Raw genomic sequence first — 23,992 nt, 5'->3', positions numbered from 1 at the left:
CACTATTTTAGTGCAATATTTTCCAAATATAGCATGTATTAAAAGCAATATGTCACAAATTGCAAAACGCAACATAAAGCATTATGAGAATATCTTGTATTACACGCTATTTTCTTTAAAAACAAGAAATCACATAGGGAAACTACGATAGAATCTTTCTACTGCTTGTTTAGCACCAGAAACTTGGAATACAGCTGTATCGTTTTGCCAAATAACAGTAGCATGATTTTTATCTTCTTCAGACGATCGCACTATATAACTGCCAACTGTCTTTGAAGAAACTTGAATCTTTCCTGTAGCTAAATCATCACCTTTCAAGCCAGAAACCAAAGCCTCATATTGCTTAGTAGATGAATCTTTAGTTGGCCATTGAGCAACAATAACGGAAACATCATCTCCATTTTCTCCAGTCGAATACTTTAATGTGTATTCTTCTAAAGGAGATGCATTATTCCATATAGCACTTGCAGAAGCATCTACTCGAGCAAAATCAAGAACACTGTCTGGCATTGCTTTCAAAAGAGCACTAGCGTTAGTTGGCAACTTTTTAGCTTGAATAGATGGCGTCTTAGGCGCTGTAGCAACATGCTTAGAATGAGTGTTATCAGAATGATTCAAAGCCCACCCAGGCCACACAAATGCAGATAAGAATGCAAGCACAACTACTAAACCTGCAGAAGCTAAAACAATAAATAGCCCACGATGAGAATGAGAACTAGAATTTGAATTGCTGCTATATGACATGCTTGTATTATCTCACAGTGCGATGACGGCAAATAAATACAATTCATTACATATAAAAACGCAAAACATTACAAATGTATTTACAAATGTCTTGAAAGACATATAGCGTCTAAGCATGGCTGGAAAATCTACAATTCATTATCTTTGCTCTCAATGCGGTTGGAGCGGACTAAAATGGTATGGACGCTGCCCGGAATGCGGAGAATGGGGAACTGTAAATGAATTTCATGAAGCGCGAATTATAGGCGTTTCTAAAGCGTCACAATCACGTAGATCTACTACTCGCACGCAAACGTTCAACATGCAAAACTTAAATACTAAAAGAACGCAAAATAACCAAAGTCAACAGAACAATCTGAATCAAAACAACAATCAAAACAACAATCAAAACAAAGCAGAGAATAACTATTCTTTTAACAAGTTTGAAGCACAAAACTACTCTGATAACAACTTAATAGCACAACCAATCACACAAATTCAAGCGAACGATAACATGAGATTATCAAGCGGATTTGAAGAATTCGATCGCGTTTTAGGCGGCGGATTAGTTCCAGGATCAGTTACACTAATAGCTGGCGAACCTGGAATTGGAAAATCGACTTTATTACTTGAAACAGCTGGAAAAGTAGCTAAAAAATCAGAAGTTTCAAAATCTAAGCCAGTTTTATATATTTCAGGAGAAGAATCTGCTGAGCAAGTTAAACTAAGAGCTTCTAGAATCAACGCTATAAACGATTACCTTCTTTTAGCATCTACTACAAGCCTAGACGTAGTTCTATCTCTTATAGAAAAATATCAACCAGAATTAGCAATAGTTGATTCCGCTCAAACGATTGTTTCACAAGATGTTGAAGGTATTACAGGTGGATCAACTCAAGTTCGAGAAGTTGCGAGCGCACTTATTGACGTAGCTAAATCGTATTCAATTCCTGTACTTCTAGTTGGACATGTCACTAAAGATGGCTCAATAGCAGGTCCTAGAACATTAGAACACTTAGTAGATACAGTATGCCAGTTCGAAGGTGATTCTCAAACAGCTTTGCGCATGCTCAGAGCTGTTAAAAATCGTTTTGGACCAACTGATGAAGTTGGATGCTTTGATATGAGCGGAGAAGGCATTGAAGAAGTTGTGGACCCTTCAGGGCTATTTTTATCTTCTCAAGAAAATAACACAGAAGGAACTTGTGTAACAATGACTTTAGAAGGGCATAGAAGTTTGCCTATTGAAATACAAGCTCTTGTTACTAACTCCGCACTTCCAACACCTAGACGAGCTGTTTCAGGAGCAGATGCGAATCGAATTGCAATGCTTACAGCAGTTCTATATAGACATGGTCATATAAATCTTTTATCTCAAGACTTATATGTTTCAACAATCGCTGGAGCAAAAGCAAAAGAACCTGCATGCGATCTTGCAATAATCGCAGCATTAGCGAGCGCAGCTAAAACTAAGCCTGTTATAGATAAGACTTGCGCAATTGGAGAAGTAAGCTTAAACGGACAAATACGATCAGCATCGCGCATTGAACCTAGACTTCGAGAAGCCAAGAGAATTGGATATAAACGCGCGATCGTATGCAAGATGAGAAAAAAGCCTAATATACAAGGATTAGAAATAATCGAAGTACATTGTATAAAAGATGCTTTAGAAGCATTGGGATTAAGCTAGTGAAACTATTTTTCAACTATAAAAGAGAATGTTAAGTCTTGCATAATCAAATATTTTTATGCAAAACACTCTTTCAGCTACACAAGAGAATCTTGAGTTTCACAATCTTCTTTGCTTATAAGCTCTTCTACTTTCGCAACATCGTTCTTAAGCGTATCTTTTAATTCATCCAATGAGCTGAAAGTCATTTGAGGACGCAAGAAATGAGCAAACTCCAAACAAACTCGATGCCCATACAAATCTTTCCACTCATCAGTTAAAGCATAAGCTTCTACTGTATGTTTTTGCTCACCATCAGAGGCAAAAGTTGGCTTTGAACCAATAGAAATCGCTGCCTTAAAACGCCATGGAGAACGCGCTCCTAAATGCAATTCATCGCGGCGCAACAAGCTTGCAGTTGGAATAACATCTGAAGAATTATTTTCTTCACTATCAGAAGCACCAACGCCTTTAACAGCATCAGAATCTAAATCAATAAGCCAACCTGCATAAACTCCGTCTGAAGGAACATATCCATCAATAGTTTCACCTAAATTAGCAGTTGGGAATCCAAGCTCACGTCCACGCTCCTCGCCATGAACTACTGTTCCTTCAACGCGATGCGGCTGATACAAAATTTCAAAAGCTTCTTTAACACGCCCAGTTGCAAGCATCCAACGTACATTCGTAGAACTCCAAGCGCGAACCTTTTTATTTTGCATTCCCTTACTCCAAGCACGATATTCAGCTTTATTCATACCGTCTGAAGGATTTGATGGATCGCCTATTTCTTGTGGAGATTCACGAACAATAGGATCTGGAACTCGAACATCTCCTGGACCATAATCATCAACAACAACTAACTCAAAAACGCCTGTAGCGCGAGCAAGTTCTCCAATAGTGTGAATATTGCCAGAACGATGAGCACCAAGCTCAGCATCCTTGCCTAAAACTAATGCGCGCATACCCAACTTGCCAACAAGCTGTCCCAAGAAGAAACGATACGATTTTGCAGCAAAAGCTAAACTGTAACGCACTACAAGAACATGATCCACGCCCAAATCTGCCATAACTCGCAAACGCTGACGCACGCTGCTCAAGGCTTGATCGTCAACAGGAACAGGACTTTCAGAATCACCAAAATCGTCATATTTATCTGGATTATTATGCACAGTACTAGGACGTGGATTAAACATAATCACAACAGAAAAAGCACCATTGCGATGCGCAATATCTACTGTTTTGCCAATAATCTCACGATGCCCACGATGCATGCCGTCAAAAGCTCCAATCGTAACAACCGACTTACGCTCAGCACTTAGCGTTGGCCAATTGATCATACCGTTAGCATCTGGTCGAATATCGATGACCTTCATCATACCCCTACTATCACGTTCACTGTTTATCACGACTAGCCACAAAATCATCGTATAAAGTCATGATCTTATCCACTATTTGTCTAGTTTACCAGTCTTCTGTGTTGCCGGAAATACCACAACAGGTTTGATTTGCTTATATTTACTATTTTTTGCAATTTGAAGCACTGCTACAACGTCACAATCACCAGTTTTTTCGTGCTTTACATATGCGATTGCAGGATACGTTTGACTATTTTCAATCGTAATCCAGCGCCCAAAACGCAAATCTTTAGCTTGACTACTATCAACTTCAATCAAAGGAAGAGTATATTTTGCACTCTCTATCATACTTATGCAATATTTATTTATATCTTTACTTTCATCAAAATTAGATTCAGGAACAGCTTTAAAGCGATGTTGTAAAACGCCATCTCGATCTACAAATTCATGAGTTTTAGCACAAAGCTTCAACACGCGAGCATCTTTCACAGAAAAATCGCCAATACTAGTGCGCCGTAATTTTATTAAATGTCCTCCAACGCCAAGCAATTGCCCTAAATCACGAGCTAAAGCGCGAATATACGTACCGCTTGAACATGAAACATTAGCATGCAAATCAAGTACTTTTGCACCACTTAAGCCTGTAGAAAATTGCGGATCAAATAATGAAAAATCGCTAATAACTACTTCCCTAGGCTCTAAATGTACTTCTTTACCTTCACGAGCCAAATCATATGCGCGCTTACCGTTGATTTTAATTGCAGAAAATGCTGTTGGAACTTGCATAATAGTTCCAAGAAAATTCTTAGAAACTACAGACCGTAATTCTTTAAGAATTACAGAAGAATCTTCTATTTTGCAAATTTTTTCAATGCCATCACAAGAAATTATCTGCCCATCAGCATCGTCAGTAGTAGTTGATTCGCCAAGACGAATAACAGCTTCATATGATTTATTATGACCGAGCAAATAATTCAACAAGCGCGTAGCATTACCAAATCCAATAATCAACAAACCTGTTGCTTGAGGATCAAGAGTTCCAGCGTGTCCAACACGTTTTGTGTGTAAAAGGTGTCGGACACACGCAACTACATCATGACTAGTTACATTCTTAGGCTTATCAATAAGAATAAGACCTGAATCTGCTGCTTGATCACTCATTAGAGAAATCTAGTCCAATTCGCTACTATCTAACTGTGAGTCTTCAGCAGAATCTTCATAGTCTTCAGCAGAATCTTCTGAATCCTTAGAATCTTCTAAGCTTTTAACAGACTCCTCAGAATCATCAGACTCAGACTCGTAAGAATCCTCAGAATCGTAGGACTCATCAGAATCATCAAACTCATCCTCATCCTCAAAATCCTCTACTTCGCGAGGCTTTTTATATGGATCAGCTTCCCACGCATATTTAGCGTTTTCACGAGCTTTAGCTAATTCTTTATCTCTCGCGCGCGCAGTAACCAAAATATCTTCAATTTCATGCGCTTCGCTTGGCACTTCATCGTAGATAAATTGCAATTGCGGAGTCAAACGCAATCCAGCTTTAGCTCCAACCAAAGAACGCAAACGTCCGTGAGCCTGCTGTAAAGCCTGGGAAGCACGCTGACGCTCCCCCTGCTCTTTACCAGAATGAGAAAGCTGAGTCCAATAAACCTTCGCGATTTGCAAATCATTTGTAACGCGTACTTCTGTAATAGTTACATTAGAAAGACGCTTATCATGCAAATGCGACTCCATATTAGAAGCAATTACACGCTGTATAAGCGCAGCAATTTTAGCTGCACGAGGATTAGTTCCTGCCATAATTACTTACGCTCAATCTGTTTCATCTCAAATGTTTCGATTATATCGCCAAGCTCAATGTCATTGAAAGTACCAAGGTTAATACCTGCTTCGTAACCTTCTTTGACTGATTGAACATCGTCTTTGAATCTACGCAAGCTGGAAATCTCCAAGTCGTTGACTGTTGCAACGCCATTGCGCAAAATACGGCACTTCGTACCACGCTTGACTTCGCCGTCTTGGACCATAACACCTGCGATATTTCCGAACTTGGAAGAGCGGAAGATTTCGCGAATCTCTGAATGTGAAGTAACAACCTCTTCAAATTCTGGCTTAAGCATACCCTTCAAAGCAGCTTCAATATCTTCAATAGCTTTGTAAATAACAGAGTAGTACTTAACTTCCACGCCTTCGCGCTCAGCCAAGTCTGCAACTTGACGATTTGGACGCACATTAAAGCCAATAATCACAGCTTTATCAACTGTTGCCAAGTTCACATCGTTCTGAGTAATTGCGCCAACACCTCTGTGAATGACTTGAATTCCAACTTCCTCAGAGACTTCAATCTTCATCAAGGAATCTTCCAAAGCTTCAACAGAACCAGAAGAATCACCCTTAATAACGATATTCAGCATATCAACTTCAGACTTAGCGAACTGTTCTTTAAGGCTTTCAAGAGAAACAACCTTACGGCGCTTAGCAAGCTGAGCAGCTCTCTCAGTAGCTTGACGCTTCTCAGCAATTTGACGAGCAGAACGATCATCTGAAGTAACTAAGAACAAATCACCTGCTGTTGGAACAGAAGTCAAGCCGAGAACCTGAACTGGAGTTGATGGAGTTGCATCTTGTAAGTGATTGCCGTTTTCGTCAAGCATAGCGCGAACGCGACCATAAGAAGTACCAGCAACAATAGAATCACCAACATGAAGTGTGCCTTGCTGAACAAGAACTGTAGCAACAGCGCCACGACCTTTATCTAGTCGAGCTTCAATAGTTGCACCTCTAGCGTCCATATTTGGATTTGCTTTAGGATCAAGCTCAGCATCTGCAGTAAGCAAAACTGCTTCAAGAAGTTTATCAACATTAGTGCCTTGCTTTGCAGAAATGTCAACAAACATAGTGTCGCCACCATAATCTTCAGCAACTAAACCATATTCAGTGAGCTGACCACGCACCTTTTCAGGGTTAGCTCCTTCAACATCAATCTTGTTTACAGCAACAACAATTGGCACATGAGCAGCTTGAGCATGGTTAATAGCTTCAACTGTCTGAGGCATAACGCCATCATCTGCTGCAACAACCAAAATTGCAACGTCTGTAAGTTCAGCACCACGAGCGCGCATAGCAGTGAACGCTTCATGGCCTGGAGTATCAAGGAATGTAATCTTACGAGGTTTTCCTTCAAGATTCACAGTAACTTGATAAGCACCAATACGCTGAGTAATACCACCAGCTTCGCGAGCAATAACATTCGACTTACGAATAGTGTCAAGCAAACGAGTCTTACCATGATCAACATGGCCCATAACTGTAACTACAGGAGGGCGAGAGTAAAGATCATCATCTTCTTGCAATTCTTCTTCATCTAAATCAATGTCGAATTGCTGCAAAAGCTCTTTATCTTCTTCTTCAGCGGAAACAATGCTAATATTCCAGCCAATTTCTTCGCCCAAAATTTGGAATGTAGACTCATCCAAAGATTGTGTAGCAGTAGCCATCTCACCTAAGTGGAAAAGCACTGTTACTAAAGCAGCTGGATTCACGTTGATTTTTTCAGCTAAATCAGAAAGCGTTGAACCTTGACGTAAACGAATAGTAGCGCCATTACCAGAAGGAATACGAACACCACCAATCACTGGTGCTTTAAGCTCTTCATATTCACGGCGTTTCGCTAAACGATTCTTACGAGCTTTAGAAGATTTTCCGCCTTGACGACCGAATGCTCCTGCTGCTCCAGCTCTGCCACGACCACCACGCGATGGCCCACCATTTGGAGCACCTGCAGCTGCTGCTTGGAATCCTGCTGCTGCTTGTGCATTTGCAAAGCGAGATTCATTACTAGAAGTCTGACGAGAATTTGCGCCACCTGAAGAATGAGAACGGCGTGAACCACTCCACTGACCTTGACGTGATGCAGCACCTTGAGCACCTTGACCTTGATTTTGACGTGCTCCTGAACGACCGCGACCGCGACCATTGCCAGCTCCCTGACCGCCCTGACCAGGTTTGCCACCGCGACCATTTTCTGATGATGGACGCGACATTGGATGAGGACGAGGAATATCTCCTGGAGTAGGAGCATGCATTCCTTGCTTTCTGCTGAATGGATTGTTACCAGGGCGAGGAGTACCAGAATTTGCTCCGTGAACTTGATGAGGACGCGGACGTGGAGGCATTTGGGAAGAATCTGAAGAATGGTTCTGGCTTTGGTTCTGACTTTGACCAGATTTTCCATTACGGAATCCAGAACGTGCTGACTCATGACGTTCACTACGTCGATCGTTATTATTTGCACTTCCAGCTGAATTAGAATTATTACCAGAAGTATTTACACTTTGATGAGAACGATTTCGAGCGCCAGGTTTAGGAGCTGAAGACTTTTCAGACTTTTCAGACTTTTCACTTCCGCTATTAGCGTGAGAATCATGATTTTCAACGTGTGAATTAGCGCTAAGCTCACTTTTAGCTTGCGACTTTGAAGATTCTTTAGACGATTGCTTAGATTGTAACTTTGAGGAAGACTTATCGCTCTTAGAATCGCTCTTAGAATCGCCAGCTTTAGTAGCTTTAGAATCTTTAACAGCTTTAGCAACGTCAGCGTCCGAATTATCACTTGTAACTTGCTTTTTCTGCTCACTTTGCTTAGATGAAGAATGTGACGCAACATTTGTAGATGAGCCTTTTGCAGAAACAGAATCATTTGCAAAATCAGCTGCTTTATTATTCGAAGGTTTTAGTGTAGCACTTGCATTATTGTTATCGGATGCAAACGCCGTCTTCAAACGGCGTGCTACAGGGGCCTCAACAGTTGAAGAAGCAGATTTTACAAATTCTCCCATGCTCTTCAAACGCTCTAACACAGTTTTACTGTCTACACCAAATTCTTTGGCTAGTTCGTACACGCGCTTTTTTACCACTCAGTGTTCTCCTCAGTCTGTGGCAGCGCGAATATTTACGCAGCCACGTTATATTATTGCGAGCTTTTTATATATTATCGTGCGATATTTTACCTTGCGATATATCATCGTGCGACCATGATTTTGTACCTCGTTTACAGCTGGACTACAGAGTCATCCACATGCTTAACAACTCACAAAGCAACTTGTTAAGCAATTTGCCCAGATTCCAGCTAATAGCATACCGGAAACGTTGGATTCCGAAGTTGCTAAAAATTTACTTATTTGCTAAAGAATCAGCTTGAGCTAATTTAGCAGCCTCAACTTTCTTGGCATGTTCTTCAGCTGATTCAACGCCAATCTTCCAACCAGTCAACTTTGCAGCTAAACGAGCATTCTGACCTTCTTTGCCAATCGCCAAAGAAAGTTGCGCATCGTGTATATAAGCAATAGCAGTCTGATTCTTTTCGCTTATAACAGTTACTTGAGTTGCAATAGCTGGAGAAAGAGCAGCCGAAACAAATTTTGCAGGATCTTCAGACCAATCAACAATATCGATCTTCTCTTGACCAAGATTTTCCATAACAGCACGAACTCGAGCACCGCCAGGTCCGATTAAAGCACCTTTAGGATTTACTCCATCAGTATTCGCGCGAACAGCAATCTTAGTTCTAGCACCAGCCTCACGAGCAATAGACATGATTGAAACAGCTCCAGAAACTAGCTCTGGAACTTCACGCTCAAACAAACGTCTAACTAAATCAGGGTGAGATCTAGAAACAACTATTTCTGGACCACGCAAACCACGAGCAACATTTACAACGTAAACGCGAATGCGCTCTCCGTGACGATAACGCTCACCAGGAACTTGTTCTCGGCGAGGAAGAATAGCCTCAACATCTCCAACAGCAACGTGAATATTTGCAGAATCCTTGGAATCTTGCTGAATTATACCGTTAATCAATTTGCCTTTTTGACCGGAAAAAGCTCCAAAAACTCTATCATCTTCTGCTTTACGGAAAAGCTGACTAATAACTTGTCGCGCAGTAGCAGCAGCAAGACGACCAAAATCATGAGGAGTGTCGTCATACTCTTCTCCAAGAGTTGGCGAAGGATGAGGATTATCTTCCGTAGGAACACCTGGAATCTCATCTCGTGCCCATACAACAAAAGTGCCAGCGCGCTCGTCTAACTCAACGCGAGCATGCTTAGCAGGATGCGAAGTTTTCATATATGCAAGACGCAAAGCCTCGGCGAGTGCCTCGTCCAGCTCTTCGGCATTTATCCCCTGCTGTGCCGCAAGCTGATGCATTCCCGCCAAATCCAATTCCATCGTGCACGTCCTCTCGTATATTTCATTTATAATTTCAGTTTTTGTTATCTTATTTAATTATTTAAGTTATCTAAATCAATCAGATAATTATCTAAACCAATTAGATAACTTTACGCAATTTTATTAAGAAAATCACGCTAATTAGACCATTATTTAACAAATATTCTTAAGACTCTCAATTTATTGAAAATCTCAAGGCTGCTAATTGGTCACACTGTTTGCCTATTCTATTAGATTATGCAGACACTTCAGGATTTCTTGAAAATCACAAAAAACATATGCAAAACGTTGATTTACATAGCATTATGCATATGTTTAACTGTTAACTTATCTGCATGCAAATCTGTTCGTATTGACAATCAAGCACTTGAAACTTCACAAAAAGAATTGGAGTTATGCAATAAAATTTATTCGATTGCAAAAAGAAAACAAAAGATTGTAGATAGTGAAAACAGCGGAACGGATAACAGAAAAAGCGTCAGCTCAAGCAAAGACTCAAGCAACAACAAGAGCGAAAACACAAGTAAAGACAGAAGCAAAAATAGCAGCTTTGGTAATAAATCTAAAGGTAAAATAAGCAAATCAATTAAAGATTCTTTTCTTAAGGAAACTGCAAAAGCATGGCAAGAAGTTGCAATCCAATGCGATACAAAATTTGCAGAAGCAACAATAAAAAATGCACAAATAATGCTTAAACTTTCGCAAAAATCAAACAACTCATCCAACAATTCATCAAACAAAATAAATGATTACGCTAAAAACGAAGAAATATCTGCTATTAAAAGCATTCGAGAATTTACTCACAACAATGAAAGTTTGAGATTGTCGCACAATCCTTTAGCTCAAGCAGCTGCAGGCGAAGACAGGCTTGCGTTTATTTTACAAACTTTAGCAGCTAAGAATTTAGATAAAAAATTGATTAAACTAAGCGATAATATCGCCAGCATATCAAATATTTTTATGCACATTGCAGGAAATGGCGAAGATGTGCGAAAAAAGACTTATAACATGCCAGTTGATGCACTATCTTCTGGAAAAACACGCGATTATACTAGCACAAAAACTTTAGACATTGCTGCAATCACATATATGGAATGCGCTCGAGAAGAACTTCTAGCTTTTAATACAAGTATGTATATAACTGCTTATAACAGTAAAAACGAAGTCGAAGAAAGCGATAACAGCGAAGAAGAAATCAGCAACAAAAGCGAAAACAAAAGCTTAAACGAGAAAGACATAGTCAATAAGTTCAAGCGAATACTTATAAAATTAGTTACTTCAAGGCTTCTTCGCGCATACTCACTCGGATACCCTACAGGCGAATCTTCAAGCTTAACTTATAAGTCTTCTAAATAAAAAATCCTCGTTTACAATCCGAAGATTATAAGCGAGGATTTTAACTTGCGCTTTTTACTTCACAATCTCACTTATTGCTGTGACGTGAGATTCCGCGACGCTTTGAAACGAAGATTGCGCCTGCAGCTATTGAAATCATAGAAGCAAACATAGCAATCACAGATACATTGCTGCCAGTCTTACTGAGTTTCTTAGACTTTAGCAACTTCTTTAGCACATCAGCGCGAACTTTAGCTGCAGCAGCTTTTGCATCTTCCAAAGCCTTACGAGCAGTTTTAAGCTTTAATGTTGCAGCATCAACTTGAGCTTGAGTGGCTTGAGGATCTTCATAAACTTTCTTAGCTTCTTCTAATGCTGCATCCAAATTAGCTTGAGCTTGAGCAACTTTAGAATCTGCTTCCTTAACTTCTTTAGAATCCTCAACAGCTTTCTTAATAGCATTAGAATTACCTTCGCCAGATGCATTATTAGAAGACGTGCCGGAAGTACCAGCATTGCCATCTTTAATATCTGACTCAGTGCTATCAATTTGCAAGTTCAACTCACTCTTGTCTACTGTTGTTGGCTCAGAATCTGAAACGCCAGTGCTGCCACTATCTCCAGAACCTGAATTAGATGGAGCAACGCCTTTCAGAGCTTTGCGAGCAGCTTGAAGATTTGCAAGAGCTTCATTAACAGCTTTTTGCTTTTCAGCTTGAGTCTTTGGCTTCTGCGTGCCGCCTTGAGATGAATCGTGTTGCTGATTATCGCTAGTCAACTGTTCGATGAGTTTCTTAGCAGCATTAAGAGCACTATTATAAGCATTCTGCTTTTCTTCAGAATCATACTTATACGCATCGGAAGAAGTAGTTGCAGATTCTTGACCAATCTCATTTTGCAAATCAGTTGTGTCAACGCCGTCAAGAGCTAAGCGAGCTTTAACAAGCTTTTCAAGAGCAGCGTCAATCTCCTTTTGCTCTTTTGATTCATTCTCTGCAGTAGAAATATCAGCTTTAGCAGCTTCCTTCAAAACTGTTTGAGCTTCACCCAAAACCTTATCAAACTCAGCTTTCTTTTCTTTAGAAGAAGTGTTGTAAACAGGATTGCCCGGCTTTGCAGGATCTGCAGTAGCATCTGGCTTGTAGGTATTATCGGAGTCAATCTCAGCTTGAAGAGCATCAGTCTTAAGACCTGCGCTTTGAGCATTAGGATCAATAGCGCGCATTGCTTTAAGAAGATCGTCATACAAAGTATTGACTTCATCAGCACTCTTATCAGCACCTTGATCAACTTTAGTTAGAGTTGTTGCATCCGAGAGATAATCATCGAATGCTTTCTTCTTATTCTGATCTTCTTCAGAAGTAGTTAGCTTAGAGTAGTTGCCACCTTGCTCATTCTTAAATTCGTTAGCTTTCTTCTCCAACTCTTCAAGACGAGCCATAGCATTATCGGTGTTTGCAGCGTTAGCGAGCACATCGTCAATGTCGTCAGAAGTTGTTCCGTCATCGTTCTTGTGATCAGAAGCATCAGTATCTTTGAGAATTGCCTTAAAAGCATCCTTCTGAGCATTGTTTAAATGCTTGAAGTTGTCAATAGCTTGCTTAGCATCATCAATCTTCTTAGCTTTCAAATAACGGTTAGCAATACCAGTTGGGTCACCAAGCTTATCAGCCTTGTTGATTTTGCCAATAGCTTCTTGCTTCTTATCTTCAGGCAAGTCACTTTCATTGATGCGATCAATCTGTTCCTTCTTCTCTTTTTCAAGAGCAGCAGCATTATCGTTGTCGTTACCAGAAGCATCGCGCTTAGGCTTAGCAGCTTCGATTGCTTGATTTGCAGCGTTGATGGTGTCAGTACTCACGCTTTCAAGAGCAGTCTTGATTTCAGAAGGCTTAGTTGCTTTGTTCACAGAAGATTCAGCACTATCAATTGCTTGAATAGCAGCTTCATACTTCTCTTTAGCAGTATTTTGCTGTTCAGGAGTCAATGCATCATAAGCATTTCTAAGCGCATCTTTCTTCTCTTCAAGTTTCTTTGTTGCAGCATCTTTTGCTTTCTGCGTGTTTTTCACATTAGCATCCTTTGCTGCATCTAAAGCTTTGCGAATATCATCTGCAGTGGCAGTAGAATCTTGCAACTTACCATCAAGTGCTTTGAGAGTAGAATCTTCTGCAGGAGTAGAGCCAAGCACGCTGTTAAGAGCAGCATCCTCAGTGTGAGTATCTGCAGTATTTCCATCAGCACCAGTACCGTGGTCAAGGAAGTAAAGCTTTTTAGCTTCCTCTTTAGCTTCTTTCTTAACGGTATTAAGTTCACTGAGCTTCTTAGCTTTATCGAGAACAGTGTTTACACCTGCAATGTCAGTTGCAGAAGTAACCTCACCCTTAAGAGTATTCTTCTCTTCCTCACTCAAATTAGGAAGGTTCTCGATTGCGTTCTTAGCAGCTTCTTTAGCAGCTTTAAGCTCCTGATCCTTCTTTTCCTTTCCACCATTCTTGTTATCGTTAATGGTTTGCTGAATATTAGGATCAGTTGTGTTGTTCTTATTCTCCTTACCCTTATTATTGGCATCATTAAGAATATCCTGAATACCCTTCTGATCTGTAGCCTGATCAATCTTATCCTTGAACTGTTGCTTCTGATCAGGAGTCAGATTTGGATTACGGTCGATAATCTTCTTCGCATCCTCCTTCATCTGCACCAAAGCGTCTGGAGTTGGAGCAGGTTCAGGAGCAACAGTCTTCTTCTTGTAGAGATCAGTTGCAGACACTGTAAACAGAACAGTATCGCCATTCTTGAAGTCAACGCTCTTGCCATCATTGTTAATAGAAACGGTAGTAATGCCATATGTTACCGTATCAGAATTAAGCTCCAAGCAGGAAGTACCAGCTTTTGGCGTCCAGCCCTTACCTGTTAGCGTTGCGCTGTTTGCAGCAAATGTAAGATTATCAATCTTCTCGGTTGCGCTACTATCATCGTAATTGGCTTTCAGGAATTGCTTAACTGCAGCTTGGAAATCATTATCAGTCGGTTGCGCAGTTGGATTACTAACCTCGTACGGATTTGTATTGTACTTATACTCCGCCTTCTTTGCATCAGTAAGCTTGCGAATAAGCTCACGAAGAGCCTTTTCGTCATTCATGCCGTTGATAGTGTTGTCACTAGCATCAATACCAGCGCGCTTCAAATCGTTGTCTGTTACACCACTGTTTTTCTTTGCATCGCGAATCTTTTTAGCAAGATCCTTCAAATCCGAAACAGTGTGATCAATGCCACTAGCATTCTTCTTAACGTACAACTCGCTCGCTGGAACAGTGAATAGAGTCTTCGGACTACTATCTCCCTTTTCGTAACCTTGTACTTCTAAGACTCCCTTATCACCAATATGAATAGTAGCTACACCATTATCGTCATTCTCACCTTTAACGAAACGTTGTAATCCTTGAGTACCTTCTACAGGTTTTATACCTTCAGGCAATACATATGTTTCAGTAACTGTAAGATCATTCGTTAAATCTTTGCCGTAGTTAGACTTAACAAACTGCTTCAAAGCCTTTACCCAATCTAGAGCGTTAGCGGTATCACCTTCATATTCTACAGGCTGAACTTTGTACTTATATTGAGTCTTTCCTTGTGGATTATGTTCAGTTTCCTTAGGAGTTTGCATACCAGGTTTCTGCTTAAAGAACATACCCATTGGATACTTGGCATTTTCGTATCCAGTTGCCTTAAATGTGATGTAGCCTATACCGTTTTCAACACTATATTCAACGCTATCAATGGCTACTTTTGTATTTGGATTCTTAGAATCCTTACCACCCTTTGCTTTCAATACGCCTTTAATAGAATCAAGTTGCGTAGAATTATTAGTATCTGTTAAATCCGAGTCCTTCATATTGAATGGATTAAAATTAACAGAAGTAGGTTTAACCGGCAAATCAACCGTGAACGTCTTCTTTTCTTCAGCTGGCTTTGGAGCAGGTGGCTGAGGAGTTGGAGCAGCAGGCTTCTTAGTTAAGAATTGCCATGAAGGAATTGCGCTAGTAGAGCCATCAGCCCAAGTAATGATAGCGTTCTTAAAACCATCATCAAATGTTACAGGAGTTGCACCATTCTTCTTTGCATTATTGTAAACATCCAAGTCAGCGTTTGCTGTGTCGAAAGCGTCAGTAACCTGTTTCTTTTCTTGTTCACTTAAGCTTGAAGGATTTTCAACCTCAATTGGAGAAGGCACAACGTAAGGAGCCCAATCAGCGATAGTTGCACCTTGATACACCAAAGATGAATAAGGAACTGTGATTGTAGAGCCATCAGTATAAGTAATAGTAAGTTCCTGCTTGGTGTTGTCAAACTTATAGGCTTCAGAATCATTAGTCTTAACTTTATTAAGGAAGTCTTTGTCTTTATTAGCTTTCTTAAAGCCTTTAATAATCGCCTGCTTATCCGCATCACTTAAACTCTCAGGCTTCACAACGCCAATCGGAGCAGGGTATACAGGTGGGAACTTAACGTTATCTTTTTTATCTTCTACTACAAGCAACTTTCCAGGCATTGTAATCGTTGTCTTGTCATGGAAAGTAAGAGTTGCAGTACCGTCTTTAGCTACATCAATCTTGTCAAGAAGATCTGTGAAATGCTTTGTGGTGTTTTCATTAGCTTTCCTAATAGCGGTCTCAACTGAAGTCTTTTCAGTACCATTAAGTTCATTAGCATTAACAACAGTCGTCAAAGATGGATATTTAACGTTCTTCAAGCTATCTGCAATCTTTGGAGCGCGGTGAATCTGACCAGTAGCAATATGCCAATTACCAGCGAAACGGTAAACACCAGCAGCAAAACGAAGCGGATGCTCGTCACGGTTCTTCCACGCGTCATCCTTCAACTCTGCAACGTAAGTCATCTCATAGAAGCGCTTACCTGCAGACTCCCAATCAATAAACATTCCTTGCATGCCCTTGGAAGCAGCATAAAATTCTGCCCAATTGCCAGCAGTATTACCATCGTAACCTTTGTTTTGACCGCCATCTATTCCAAGTAGAGTTTTCAAGCCGTTCATAGACTTAAGCTTGCTTGGATCTTCAACGTAGAATCTGGAAATACTCTTCCAGTCCTTTGCGTCTTTGTAGTGCTTAGTTACGTTATCACTATCTTTTCTAATACCTGGAGCAGAAGGCTGCGAAGTAGAAGGCGTTCCTGCATCTGTATACTTCTCAAAACGGCTGTAGATAATATTGTGTACGTCAGTTAAACCAGCTGGAACACCATACCACCACATTGGACGGAATGCCCATCTATCAAATGAATTATCTTTAGAATTAAGATTTGCAACGTACTTTACGCGTACAAACTTGCCAAGAGGATCTCGGTTCTCATCTTTATCAGCATCTTCTTTGTTGCTGTAGTAATGAACTTCAATTTTAATGCGGTTTTTACTATAATCTGCGTCTGACTTGTAACCGTAGTAAATGTTTCCGTCAGGAGCTACATAACCGTCAGCATATGCAAGCGAAGGAGAAATGAATACCCCCCCCCAAGGACCATTGCACCTGCAAGCATTGCTGCACACACACTCTTAGAAAGTGGCGCATAAGAATTCTTTTTTGCAATTTTTTGTAAATCAACAAAATTATTGATATTCACATTCCTCTTCATTTTTCTTCGCTCCGTTTATTCAACTGTTGCTGCCGTTTTGCATAAAACTAAAGTAACAGAAATATCGTTTGTTCTCATTTTTTGACATCTATAATTAGCGCAAATGCTAGTTTTTCGCATCATCTTTCGCATCATTTTTTCGCAACACAACGTGCGCAAACTACAGATATACGTTGTGTATAATACCAAAATATTCATAAATTTCAAATTATTTATACAGTGATTTTCATCACTAAATTTGTTATAACAACATCACCAGTGTGTTTTATGTTATTTACACATGATTATTCATTTACTCCCCACGCTAAACACACCGTTTGTAATCAAAATAATAGTTTGTTGACAATGTAATTTCTCATTCATTATGTACAAGTGAGGTGCGGAAAATACTTAACGAACAATAAAAAGCGAAACGGTGTTTGAAGAAGTTACACCTAATCCAAACTATTTGTAAAACTAAAGTAAGTTAAAATATAACTTTTACTACTACAAGCAATAACATTTGAGAATGCGTAAAAAGTTGAAGCTCCTGTGAGGTAAGTATTTTCCACGCCTCACAACAACAGCAAAACACAGAAAACAAGTCAGGAACGTTGATATTTCGGGTTATTTCCGAAAAAGTTAAATTAAAAATCTAAAGACTAGTAACACAAGCATAATGACAATGCACCTCATAAGAGCGTAACGTCTGTGAGACAAGTAACAGCCATTACTCACTAGTATGTAGGCATGAAAAAAGGGCTTCTAGCGATTTGCCAGAAACCCTATTCGCGGATGAAGCGAGATTTGAACTCGCGGAGGGCGTAAACCCTCACACGCTTTCGAGGCGTGCTCCTTAGACCGCTCGGACATTCATCCAATCATTGCAATCACAAAACTGTGAGCTGAAAGCAAATGCAACTTTTCGATTATAAACCAACGTGCGAATATGCAAAGCTACCTGCGAGTTTGAGTAAGTAAACCACACCATAAAACACTCATAAACCAAACCACAAAACACTCACAACCACTCACCCAACCAGAGCAGCCAAACCAGATCACCCAACCAAATCACAAACAAAAAACTAATTAAATAACTAATTTAGTTCAGAAATATCACGGCGCGCACGAATAGCATTAGCACGAAGAGCTAGATCACTATCACAAGGATAAGCAACATTTTCTAAAGTCAAACCATGAGGTGCAATTGGTCCAGTTGACCCTTCTCTAACAGGATTATGAATTTTATCGTCAAACCAATCAAGAGAACGCTTCAACATTCCAATTTGCACAGAAGCATTCACAAGCGAGCGCACCATATTATGCGCAAAAGCATCTGCAACAATCGTAAACTCCAATAAGCCTTGCTCTAAATGAGGAACAAGACGATTGCAAGCGCACTGTGAGATTCTATTCCAATACGCTTTTTTAACTTCGCGAATAGTAGTACCACCAGGATTTGGCTTTGCAAAAGATCCAAAATCATGCAAACCAACCATCATTTTAGCAGCTTGATTCATGCAATCAACGTTTAACGCATAATCAACTTGTAACACAAATCCTCGCATACGCGGATCTACAAACGCAAAACCAGATCTGTCAACAATGCGATACACATACGTGCGCTCTAATGCTGAAAATCTAGCATCAAATCCATCCGGAGCTGCACTAACACGATGAATAGCAATATCTTGAGGTAAAACGTGACGCAATCTGTATTCAAGAGCACTCAAAGAATCGCAAGACATGTGACCAATACAATTTTCTAGAACATCTTGCGAAACATCTAAATGACAAACTTGATGAGATGCGTGAACGCCTGTATCAGTACGTCCAGCAACTGTTAGACGCAAAGGATTGACTGAATCGCGTTCTGGAACTCGCAAAACTTTATGCAAAGCAGATTCCAATTCACCTTGAACGGTTCGCAAATTAGGCTGTTTAGCCCAACCATAAAATCCACTACCGTCATACGCAAAATCTAAGCGAATCCTCATCAAATATCCTCATATTTTCTATTTTTTTCAAACTACTTTGATAAACCAGTGAAAGCCATTAAAACATCTCGCAATAATTCTTTAGACTTCACATCTAGATTAGAAGTTATTTGCCATAATTTAGGCAACACTTCAGACCAATGCAAAGACATCTCATCGAAAGTGCAATAGCCTAAACTAGATAACGCGTTATACACATTATCTATTCTGCGCTTACGATCGTCAAAATCTAGTCCAGACATCCAATGATTAACTGCATTTGAAACCGCTAAAGCACGCGGAGTGACGGAATCACAATAAGCAAAATCGCCATCTTTAATTTGCCAATACATTCCAAAATGTTGCATTAAGCCTATAGATTCTGCTTGCGTAACGCGATACTTTAAAGCTGAATCCATAAGCAATCCAATGAATGCAGAAGTCGGAACAACTTTTTCAACACGCGAAGAAACATCTGAAAAAACTTCCATATTAACTACATCAGATGCAAACCCGGGACCATCCATAGAGTAAATTTTCTCAATACGACTTCCTAATTTTTTATCATTCGAATCCAACTTCATAGACGCGTAAACTGCCATATTTCCGCCTTTTGAATGGCCTGCAACAAGCAATCTAGGTATATTTGAGCGCAAGTTATAACGCTTATTTGAAGATCTTTTCGCTACAGAAGTTAAATATTCTTCTGCAGATTCTTGTGCTGGAATAGGGCAACGAAATGCCATATTGAAATCTTCCTTCCAACCAACAAGCGTATTATCAGTACCTCTAAATGCGACTACAAGCGCTCCAGAATATGATCTCTTCTTAGAAAGATTCGAGAACATAGAGGATTTTTTACCGAATAATTGCGAAATATTATGAATATTATTGAAAAGCTTTACAGCACTTGCAAAAAATCCGAATCGACTAGAATTATTCGAAATTCCAGAATCAGAAGAGTTTTCAATAGAACTAGTTTCAGTAGAATCAGTTTCAACAGAATCACTTACAACAGAGTCAGTTTCAGCAGAATCAGAGTCAACAGAGTTAATTGAATCAGAAGAACCTATTGCCCCAAACACAGAATCAGAACCCGTTGCTCCAGAACCAGCTACTCCAGAACCAGAACCAATCATCTTAGATTTTGCATCAAAAAACGAATCATCAATACCTTCACAATTACTTAAGTCAAAAGTAACTCCAGCAAATTGTTGTTCATGCGATTCATCAAAGCGTTCTAAAACTTCGCCAACACGCAATCCGCGATATCTAGGATTTGCTAAAACAGCCATAAGTAAATTCTTACGAAATTCATCCACTTTAGGAGAACCGCAAGAGAACATCGTTGAAAACTCTTCAGCTCTGAGTAAATCAGTAATAGGAACAGTGGATATTCCTTTTGAATCCGCACTATATAATGGCACAGACGAAGGCATACGAAGATAAGATAATTCACAAAATACAAGCGAATCAGTAGCGTTAAATGGACGCTGTGCAAAAGTACGAAAATCGCTTGTAATTAAATCGAGAATATTAGGCATATTTATATGATAGTAGACTAATTGCCCATACTGTGAATTTATGATATAGCACATGAAAAAACCTCGCGCACGCTGTAAACACTTTACATACATGCACGAGGTAAATGCTTAAGATCAATCCAAATGGACTTGTCTTCTAGCTCTACTTTACACATTCGAAAAATCCAAAGAATTCAAAGAATTCAAAAATCCGAAGAAAGAATTCAAGGAATTTAACTAGTCAAACTAGAAGACTAAACACGTTTAACTACTCGAGTTATATGAAAAACCTGAATTAGATATCTAAATAAAATGTAAGACACCTATAAACACAGATTATTCAAACTACTCGGCTACAACCTTAACAGTAAAGGAAGCAGTGATTTCTGGATGCAACGTAACTGTTGCTGGGAACTCACCAGTAGTCTTAATAGCGGCAACACTAATTGCACGAGCTTCAACTTGAGCTTTAGAAGACAAAGCAGAAGCAATCTTATCTGCAGAAATACCACCGAAAAGCTTACCGGATTCGGAAACCTTAGCAGAGATTTCTACAACAGTGCCCTCAATTTGAGCCTTCTGAGCTACAGCCTCTTCACGAGTGGCTACAGCCTTAGCAAGGCGAGCGCGGCGCATTGCCTCAATTTGTGAAGCAGCTCCCTTATTCCAAGCAAAAGCTAAGCCTTGAGGAATCAAATAATTACGTGCATAGCCAGACTTAACTTCAACAACGTCACCAGAGTGACCGAGGTTGGCAACAGTCTTCGTGAGAATAACCTTGGTTTCAGCCATGTTCTTATCCTCTCAATCAGCGACCGGTGGTGGCGTATGGGAGCAAAGCCATTTCGCGAGCATTCTTCACTGCTTTCGCGATCTTGCGCTGTTCCTGAACGGTTACACCAGTGATACGACGGGAACGAATCTTACCGCGGTCCGAAACGAACTTGCGCAATAATGCAACGTCCTTGTAATCAATTTCAGTAATCTTGGCAGCCTTCAAAGGATTTGGCTTCTTCTTGAAAGGCTTGACCGGTGGTTGCGGCCTTTTGCGTGACATAGGATGTCCTCTCTCAAATACGTTTTAACTGATGTTTTATTAGTAAATATAAGCAAATAAGCAAATTATTAAATTCCTAAACTCAATTTAGAATTCAGGCTCATCACCTGCTGCGCCAAAATCTGATGTTGAACCAAATGTTGCAAAACCATCATTTGAAGGAGCAGATGCACTCCACGGATCTTCTGCAGGAGTTACATTCATAGAATTACTGTTGGTGTTAGTATAATTCGCACCTCCATCATAACCGCTAGAACCATTCATAGGTTGATTTGAAGAATTGGCGTTCCCAACGAAACCACTATTTGATGAAACTTTTGTGATTTGAGCAGTCGCATATCTTAGTGATGGACCAATCTCATCCACAACCATTTCAATAGTATTACGCTTAGAACCATCTTTAGCTACGTATGAGTTCTGAACTACACGGCCTTGAACAATTACTCGAACACCTTTGTGAATACTATTTACACAATGTGTTGCTAAATCGTTCCAAGCAGTGCAACGCATGAATAAAGTAGCGCCGTCCTCATATTTACCTGAATTGCGATTAAACGAGCGCGGCGTAGAAGCCACAGTAAAACTCGCTAAAGATGCGCCACTAGGCGTATTCCTTAATTCAGGATCTGCAATGAGGTTTCCCACCACTGTAAGAACCGGTTCACCTGCCATATCAGTCTCCCTTTGAATCGCAGTTGGAGAATATTTTCGACTTGCGTTTTACAAAATACAATCGATTTTCTTAAATATCACAGATTTTCTAAAGCTTTTCGCAATATACGCGATTTAAAAAATCCGTCTTATAAAATCAATGTGATTTTGTGTAATTTTACTTATTGCTTTATATACAGTTTTTATCTACAGATTTATACAGTACTTATTTATTTTTACTGTTTTTACTGTTTACTTAGCATCCTTACGAAGAATCTTCGTACGAATTACAGACTCATTAAGATTCAAAACACGGTCAAGCTCATCGCTAACAGATGGCTCAGCAGTGTAGCTCACCACAGCATAGTTGCCTTCAGTCTTGCCATTGATTTCATAAGCAAGCTTACGACGACCCCAATAATCGGCGTTATCAATAGAACCGCCCTCTTTGGTGACGAGCTCAAGATATTGCTCAGTCAACTTCTTAAGACCGCGATCATCAAGCTCTGGATCAGCAATGAACATCAGTTCATACTTATGTGCAGACATCACCCACCTCCTTCGGACTATCGGCTATGGGCTTTCCATAGCAGGAGTGTGTTTGCAAGTCGTTCACAGTAGCTTATTTGCCACACGAACAACCTGTTAAGTTTAACTTAAAGTAACGACTGTAAAAATTAGCTTAATCTAAAAGATCCAATATCCATATTTATCGCTTAATGCGCGTAAATATTCCTCTGCTTCATATCTTCAGGAAGTGCATTACGCAAGGAAACGAGCGAGCCAGAACGGAATACGGATCTAATTCCAGCAGCTAAAAGCGGAGCAATAGAGAGAACTGTCATATTCTCTAAACGCTTTTCTTCTGGAACTGGAACTGTATCTGTCAAAATAATTTCGCGAGCTCCGCAATTCTTAAGTCGCTCTACTGCAGGACCAGAAAGCAAAGCGTGAGTTGCAACAAGAGTTACAGACTTTGCACCTGCTTGACGCAAAGTTCGAACAGCTTCACAAATCGTTCCTGCTGTGTCAATCATATCGTCAACAACAATACAATCGCGACCTTTGATATCTCCAATAATCCCATGAGCTTCTGCATGATTTGGACGAGTTATATCGCGCGTTTTATGAATAAACGCCAAAGGCAAACCGCCTAACTTTGCAGCCCATTGTTCTGAAACTTTAATTCTTCCAGCATCTGGCGAAACAATTGTTGCATTATCTAGCTTCATAGTATTTCGCACATAATCAATTAACACAGGCATTGCAGTTAAATGATCAACTGGACCATCGAAGAATCCTTGCTCTTGAGCAGCATGCATATCTACAGTCAAGATGCGAGTTGCACCTGCAGCGCGGAATAAGTCAAACATCAATCGCGCTGTAATAGGCTCTCTTCCTTGATGCTTTTTATCTTGGCGAGAATATCCGAAGAATGGAGCTACAACGTTAATACTTCTAGCGGAAGCTCTGCGCAAAGAATCAACCATAAGCAATTGTTCCATAATCCAATTGTTAATAGGATCTGTATGCGCTTGTAAAACAAATACGTCAGCTCCTCTAACAGGCTGAGTAAAACGCACGTACATCTCACCATTTGCAAAATCGTAAGCTGTAGTTTCTAGTACATCAATTCCAAGATATTGTGCTGTTTCATCCGCAAGTTGCGGATATGCTCTACCAGTTACCAGCATTAAGTGCTTTGTAGGATTACCTTCAAGAATCGTAGACATATCAGCCTTCCTTCGAAATTGCACATACTGGTCTTTATGTTACCAGTTGGTAAAGTCGTGAGGAAAATAGGCGATTTCAAAACGATTCAAAGCGATTCAAAAGTA

At 40.0% G+C, this 23,992-nt stretch carries 15 protein-coding genes, 1 tRNA gene and 2 pseudogenes; 2 read left to right on the top strand and 16 right to left on the bottom strand.

The window, feature by feature from the left end; all coding sequences use genetic code 11:
* Positions 1–129: 129 nt before the first annotated feature.
* Positions 130–744, bottom strand: a complete 615-nt coding sequence (locus tag HXT27_RS03505) for a hypothetical protein (protein WP_103042864.1) — start codon at positions 742–744, stop codon at positions 130–132.
* A 115-nt stretch (positions 745–859) separates the two neighbouring features.
* Between HXT27_RS03505 and radA the strand changes: the two genes are divergently transcribed.
* Entirely contained in the window at positions 860–2,413 is a 1,554-nt protein-coding gene (gene radA, locus HXT27_RS03500) for a DNA repair protein RadA (protein ID WP_103042863.1), read from the top strand.
* Between the two features lie 77 nt (positions 2,414–2,490).
* Here radA and ribF read toward each other — a convergent pair whose 3' ends face one another.
* The 6 genes and pseudogenes from ribF to nusA form a co-directional block, all read right to left on the bottom strand.
* Positions 2,491–3,768, bottom strand: a complete 1,278-nt coding sequence (gene ribF / locus HXT27_RS03495; protein ID WP_103042862.1) for a bifunctional riboflavin kinase/FMN adenylyltransferase — start codon at positions 3,766–3,768, stop codon at positions 2,491–2,493.
* Between the two features lie 75 nt (positions 3,769–3,843).
* Complete coding sequence (gene truB, locus HXT27_RS03490) at positions 3,844–4,911, bottom strand: tRNA pseudouridine(55) synthase TruB (protein ID WP_103042861.1); 1,068 nt, start codon at positions 4,909–4,911, stop codon at positions 3,844–3,846.
* 9 nt (positions 4,912–4,920) lie between these two features.
* Positions 4,921–5,553 carry a 30S ribosome-binding factor RbfA gene (rbfA, locus tag HXT27_RS03485; RefSeq protein ID WP_103042860.1) on the bottom strand — a complete coding sequence of 211 codons (633 nt, stop codon included), beginning with the start codon at positions 5,551–5,553 and terminating at the stop codon, positions 4,921–4,923.
* A 2-nt stretch (positions 5,554–5,555) separates the two neighbouring features.
* Positions 5,556–7,943: pseudogene (gene infB, locus HXT27_RS03480) on the bottom strand (translation initiation factor IF-2); the annotation flags it as partial.
* A gap of 575 nt (positions 7,944–8,518) precedes the next feature.
* Positions 8,519–8,669 (bottom strand): annotated as a pseudogene (locus tag HXT27_RS03475) (translation initiation factor IF-2 N-terminal domain-containing protein); the annotation flags it as partial.
* A gap of 256 nt (positions 8,670–8,925) precedes the next feature.
* Positions 8,926–9,981: a transcription termination factor NusA gene (nusA, locus tag HXT27_RS03470; RefSeq protein WP_075524016.1), complete on the bottom strand. Its 1,056-nt coding sequence runs from the start codon at positions 9,979–9,981 to the stop codon at positions 8,926–8,928.
* Between the two features lie 237 nt (positions 9,982–10,218).
* Here nusA and HXT27_RS03465 point away from each other — a divergent pair, with 237 nt between their 5' ends.
* Positions 10,219–11,337 (top strand): hypothetical protein, encoded by a 1,119-nt coding sequence (locus HXT27_RS03465; protein ID WP_146024446.1) that lies wholly within the window; start codon positions 10,219–10,221, stop codon positions 11,335–11,337.
* Between the two features lie 67 nt (positions 11,338–11,404).
* On the opposite strand, the gene HXT27_RS03460 is transcribed toward HXT27_RS03465, so the two are convergent.
* From HXT27_RS03460 to HXT27_RS03420, 9 genes are all read right to left on the bottom strand, one after another.
* Entirely contained in the window at positions 11,405–16,882 is a 5,478-nt protein-coding gene (locus HXT27_RS03460) for a GA module-containing protein (RefSeq protein ID WP_103042857.1), read from the bottom strand.
* An 857-nt stretch (positions 16,883–17,739) separates the two neighbouring features.
* A tRNA-Ser gene (locus HXT27_RS03455) sits at positions 17,740–17,826 on the bottom strand.
* Between the two features lie 218 nt (positions 17,827–18,044).
* Complete coding sequence (gene truA, locus HXT27_RS03450; RefSeq protein WP_103042856.1) at positions 18,045–18,944, bottom strand: tRNA pseudouridine(38-40) synthase TruA; 900 nt, start codon at positions 18,942–18,944, stop codon at positions 18,045–18,047.
* Positions 18,945–18,976: 32 nt separating this feature from the next.
* A complete protein-coding gene (locus HXT27_RS03445) occupies positions 18,977–20,269 on the bottom strand; it encodes an Mbeg1-like protein (protein ID WP_422113212.1) in 1,293 nt (430 codons plus the stop codon).
* A 522-nt stretch (positions 20,270–20,791) separates the two neighbouring features.
* On the bottom strand, positions 20,792–21,238 hold the full coding sequence (gene rplI, locus HXT27_RS03440; protein WP_075524020.1) for a 50S ribosomal protein L9: 447 nt from the start codon (positions 21,236–21,238) through the stop codon (positions 20,792–20,794).
* A gap of 16 nt (positions 21,239–21,254) precedes the next feature.
* Positions 21,255–21,503 carry a 30S ribosomal protein S18 gene (gene rpsR / locus HXT27_RS03435; protein WP_004105399.1) on the bottom strand — a complete coding sequence of 83 codons (249 nt, stop codon included), beginning with the start codon at positions 21,501–21,503 and terminating at the stop codon, positions 21,255–21,257.
* An 87-nt stretch (positions 21,504–21,590) separates the two neighbouring features.
* Positions 21,591–22,175: a single-stranded DNA-binding protein gene (locus HXT27_RS03430; RefSeq protein WP_103042855.1), complete on the bottom strand. Its 585-nt coding sequence runs from the start codon at positions 22,173–22,175 to the stop codon at positions 21,591–21,593.
* Positions 22,176–22,406: 231 nt separating this feature from the next.
* The gene (rpsF, locus tag HXT27_RS03425; protein ID WP_075524022.1) at positions 22,407–22,703 is read right to left on the bottom strand and encodes a 30S ribosomal protein S6; all 297 of its coding nucleotides are present in this window, start codon (positions 22,701–22,703) and stop codon (positions 22,407–22,409) included.
* Positions 22,704–22,870: 167 nt separating this feature from the next.
* Positions 22,871–23,887, bottom strand: coding sequence for a ribose-phosphate diphosphokinase (locus HXT27_RS03420; RefSeq protein ID WP_075524023.1), 1,017 nt, complete (start codon positions 23,885–23,887; stop codon positions 22,871–22,873).
* Between the last annotated feature and the right edge of the window lie 105 nt (positions 23,888–23,992).

This window comes from Gardnerella bivia (assembly GCF_049262715.1).
Lineage (GTDB): Bacteria > Actinomycetota > Actinomycetes > Actinomycetales > Bifidobacteriaceae > Bifidobacterium > Bifidobacterium vaginale_A.
The sequence above is the reverse complement of the archived record's forward strand: the minus strand, read 5'-3'. Positions and strand labels throughout refer to the sequence as shown.

Bases quoted from the DNA above. Each gene is read 5' to 3' on its own strand.
- HXT27_RS03430 (WP_103042855.1), bottom strand. From the start codon at position 22,175: ATGGCAGGTGAACCGGTTCTTACAGTGGTGGGAAACCTCATTGCAGAT.
- rplI (WP_075524020.1), bottom strand. From the start codon at position 21,238: ATGGCTGAAACCAAGGTTATTCTCACGAAGACTGTTGCCAACCTCGGT.
- HXT27_RS03505 (WP_103042864.1), bottom strand. From the start codon at position 744: ATGTCATATAGCAGCAATTCAAATTCTAGTTCTCATTCTCATCGTGGG.
- rpsR (WP_004105399.1), bottom strand. From the start codon at position 21,503: ATGTCACGCAAAAGGCCGCAACCACCGGTCAAGCCTTTCAAGAAGAAG.
- truA (WP_103042856.1), bottom strand. From the start codon at position 18,944: ATGAGGATTCGCTTAGATTTTGCGTATGACGGTAGTGGATTTTATGGT.
- radA (WP_103042863.1), top strand. From the start codon at position 860: ATGGCTGGAAAATCTACAATTCATTATCTTTGCTCTCAATGCGGTTGG.
- HXT27_RS03420 (WP_075524023.1), bottom strand. From the start codon at position 23,887: ATGTCTACGATTCTTGAAGGTAATCCTACAAAGCACTTAATGCTGGTA.
- rbfA (WP_103042860.1), bottom strand. From the start codon at position 5,553: ATGGCAGGAACTAATCCTCGTGCAGCTAAAATTGCTGCGCTTATACAG.
- truB (WP_103042861.1), bottom strand. From the start codon at position 4,911: ATGAGTGATCAAGCAGCAGATTCAGGTCTTATTCTTATTGATAAGCCT.
- ribF (WP_103042862.1), bottom strand. From the start codon at position 3,768: ATGAAGGTCATCGATATTCGACCAGATGCTAACGGTATGATCAATTGG.
- nusA (WP_075524016.1), bottom strand. From the start codon at position 9,981: ATGGAATTGGATTTGGCGGGAATGCATCAGCTTGCGGCACAGCAGGGG.
- HXT27_RS03465 (WP_146024446.1), top strand. From the start codon at position 10,219: ATGCAGACACTTCAGGATTTCTTGAAAATCACAAAAAACATATGCAAA.
- HXT27_RS03445 (WP_422113212.1), bottom strand. From the start codon at position 20,269: ATGTTCTCTTGCGGTTCTCCTAAAGTGGATGAATTTCGTAAGAATTTA.
- rpsF (WP_075524022.1), bottom strand. From the start codon at position 22,703: ATGTCTGCACATAAGTATGAACTGATGTTCATTGCTGATCCAGAGCTT.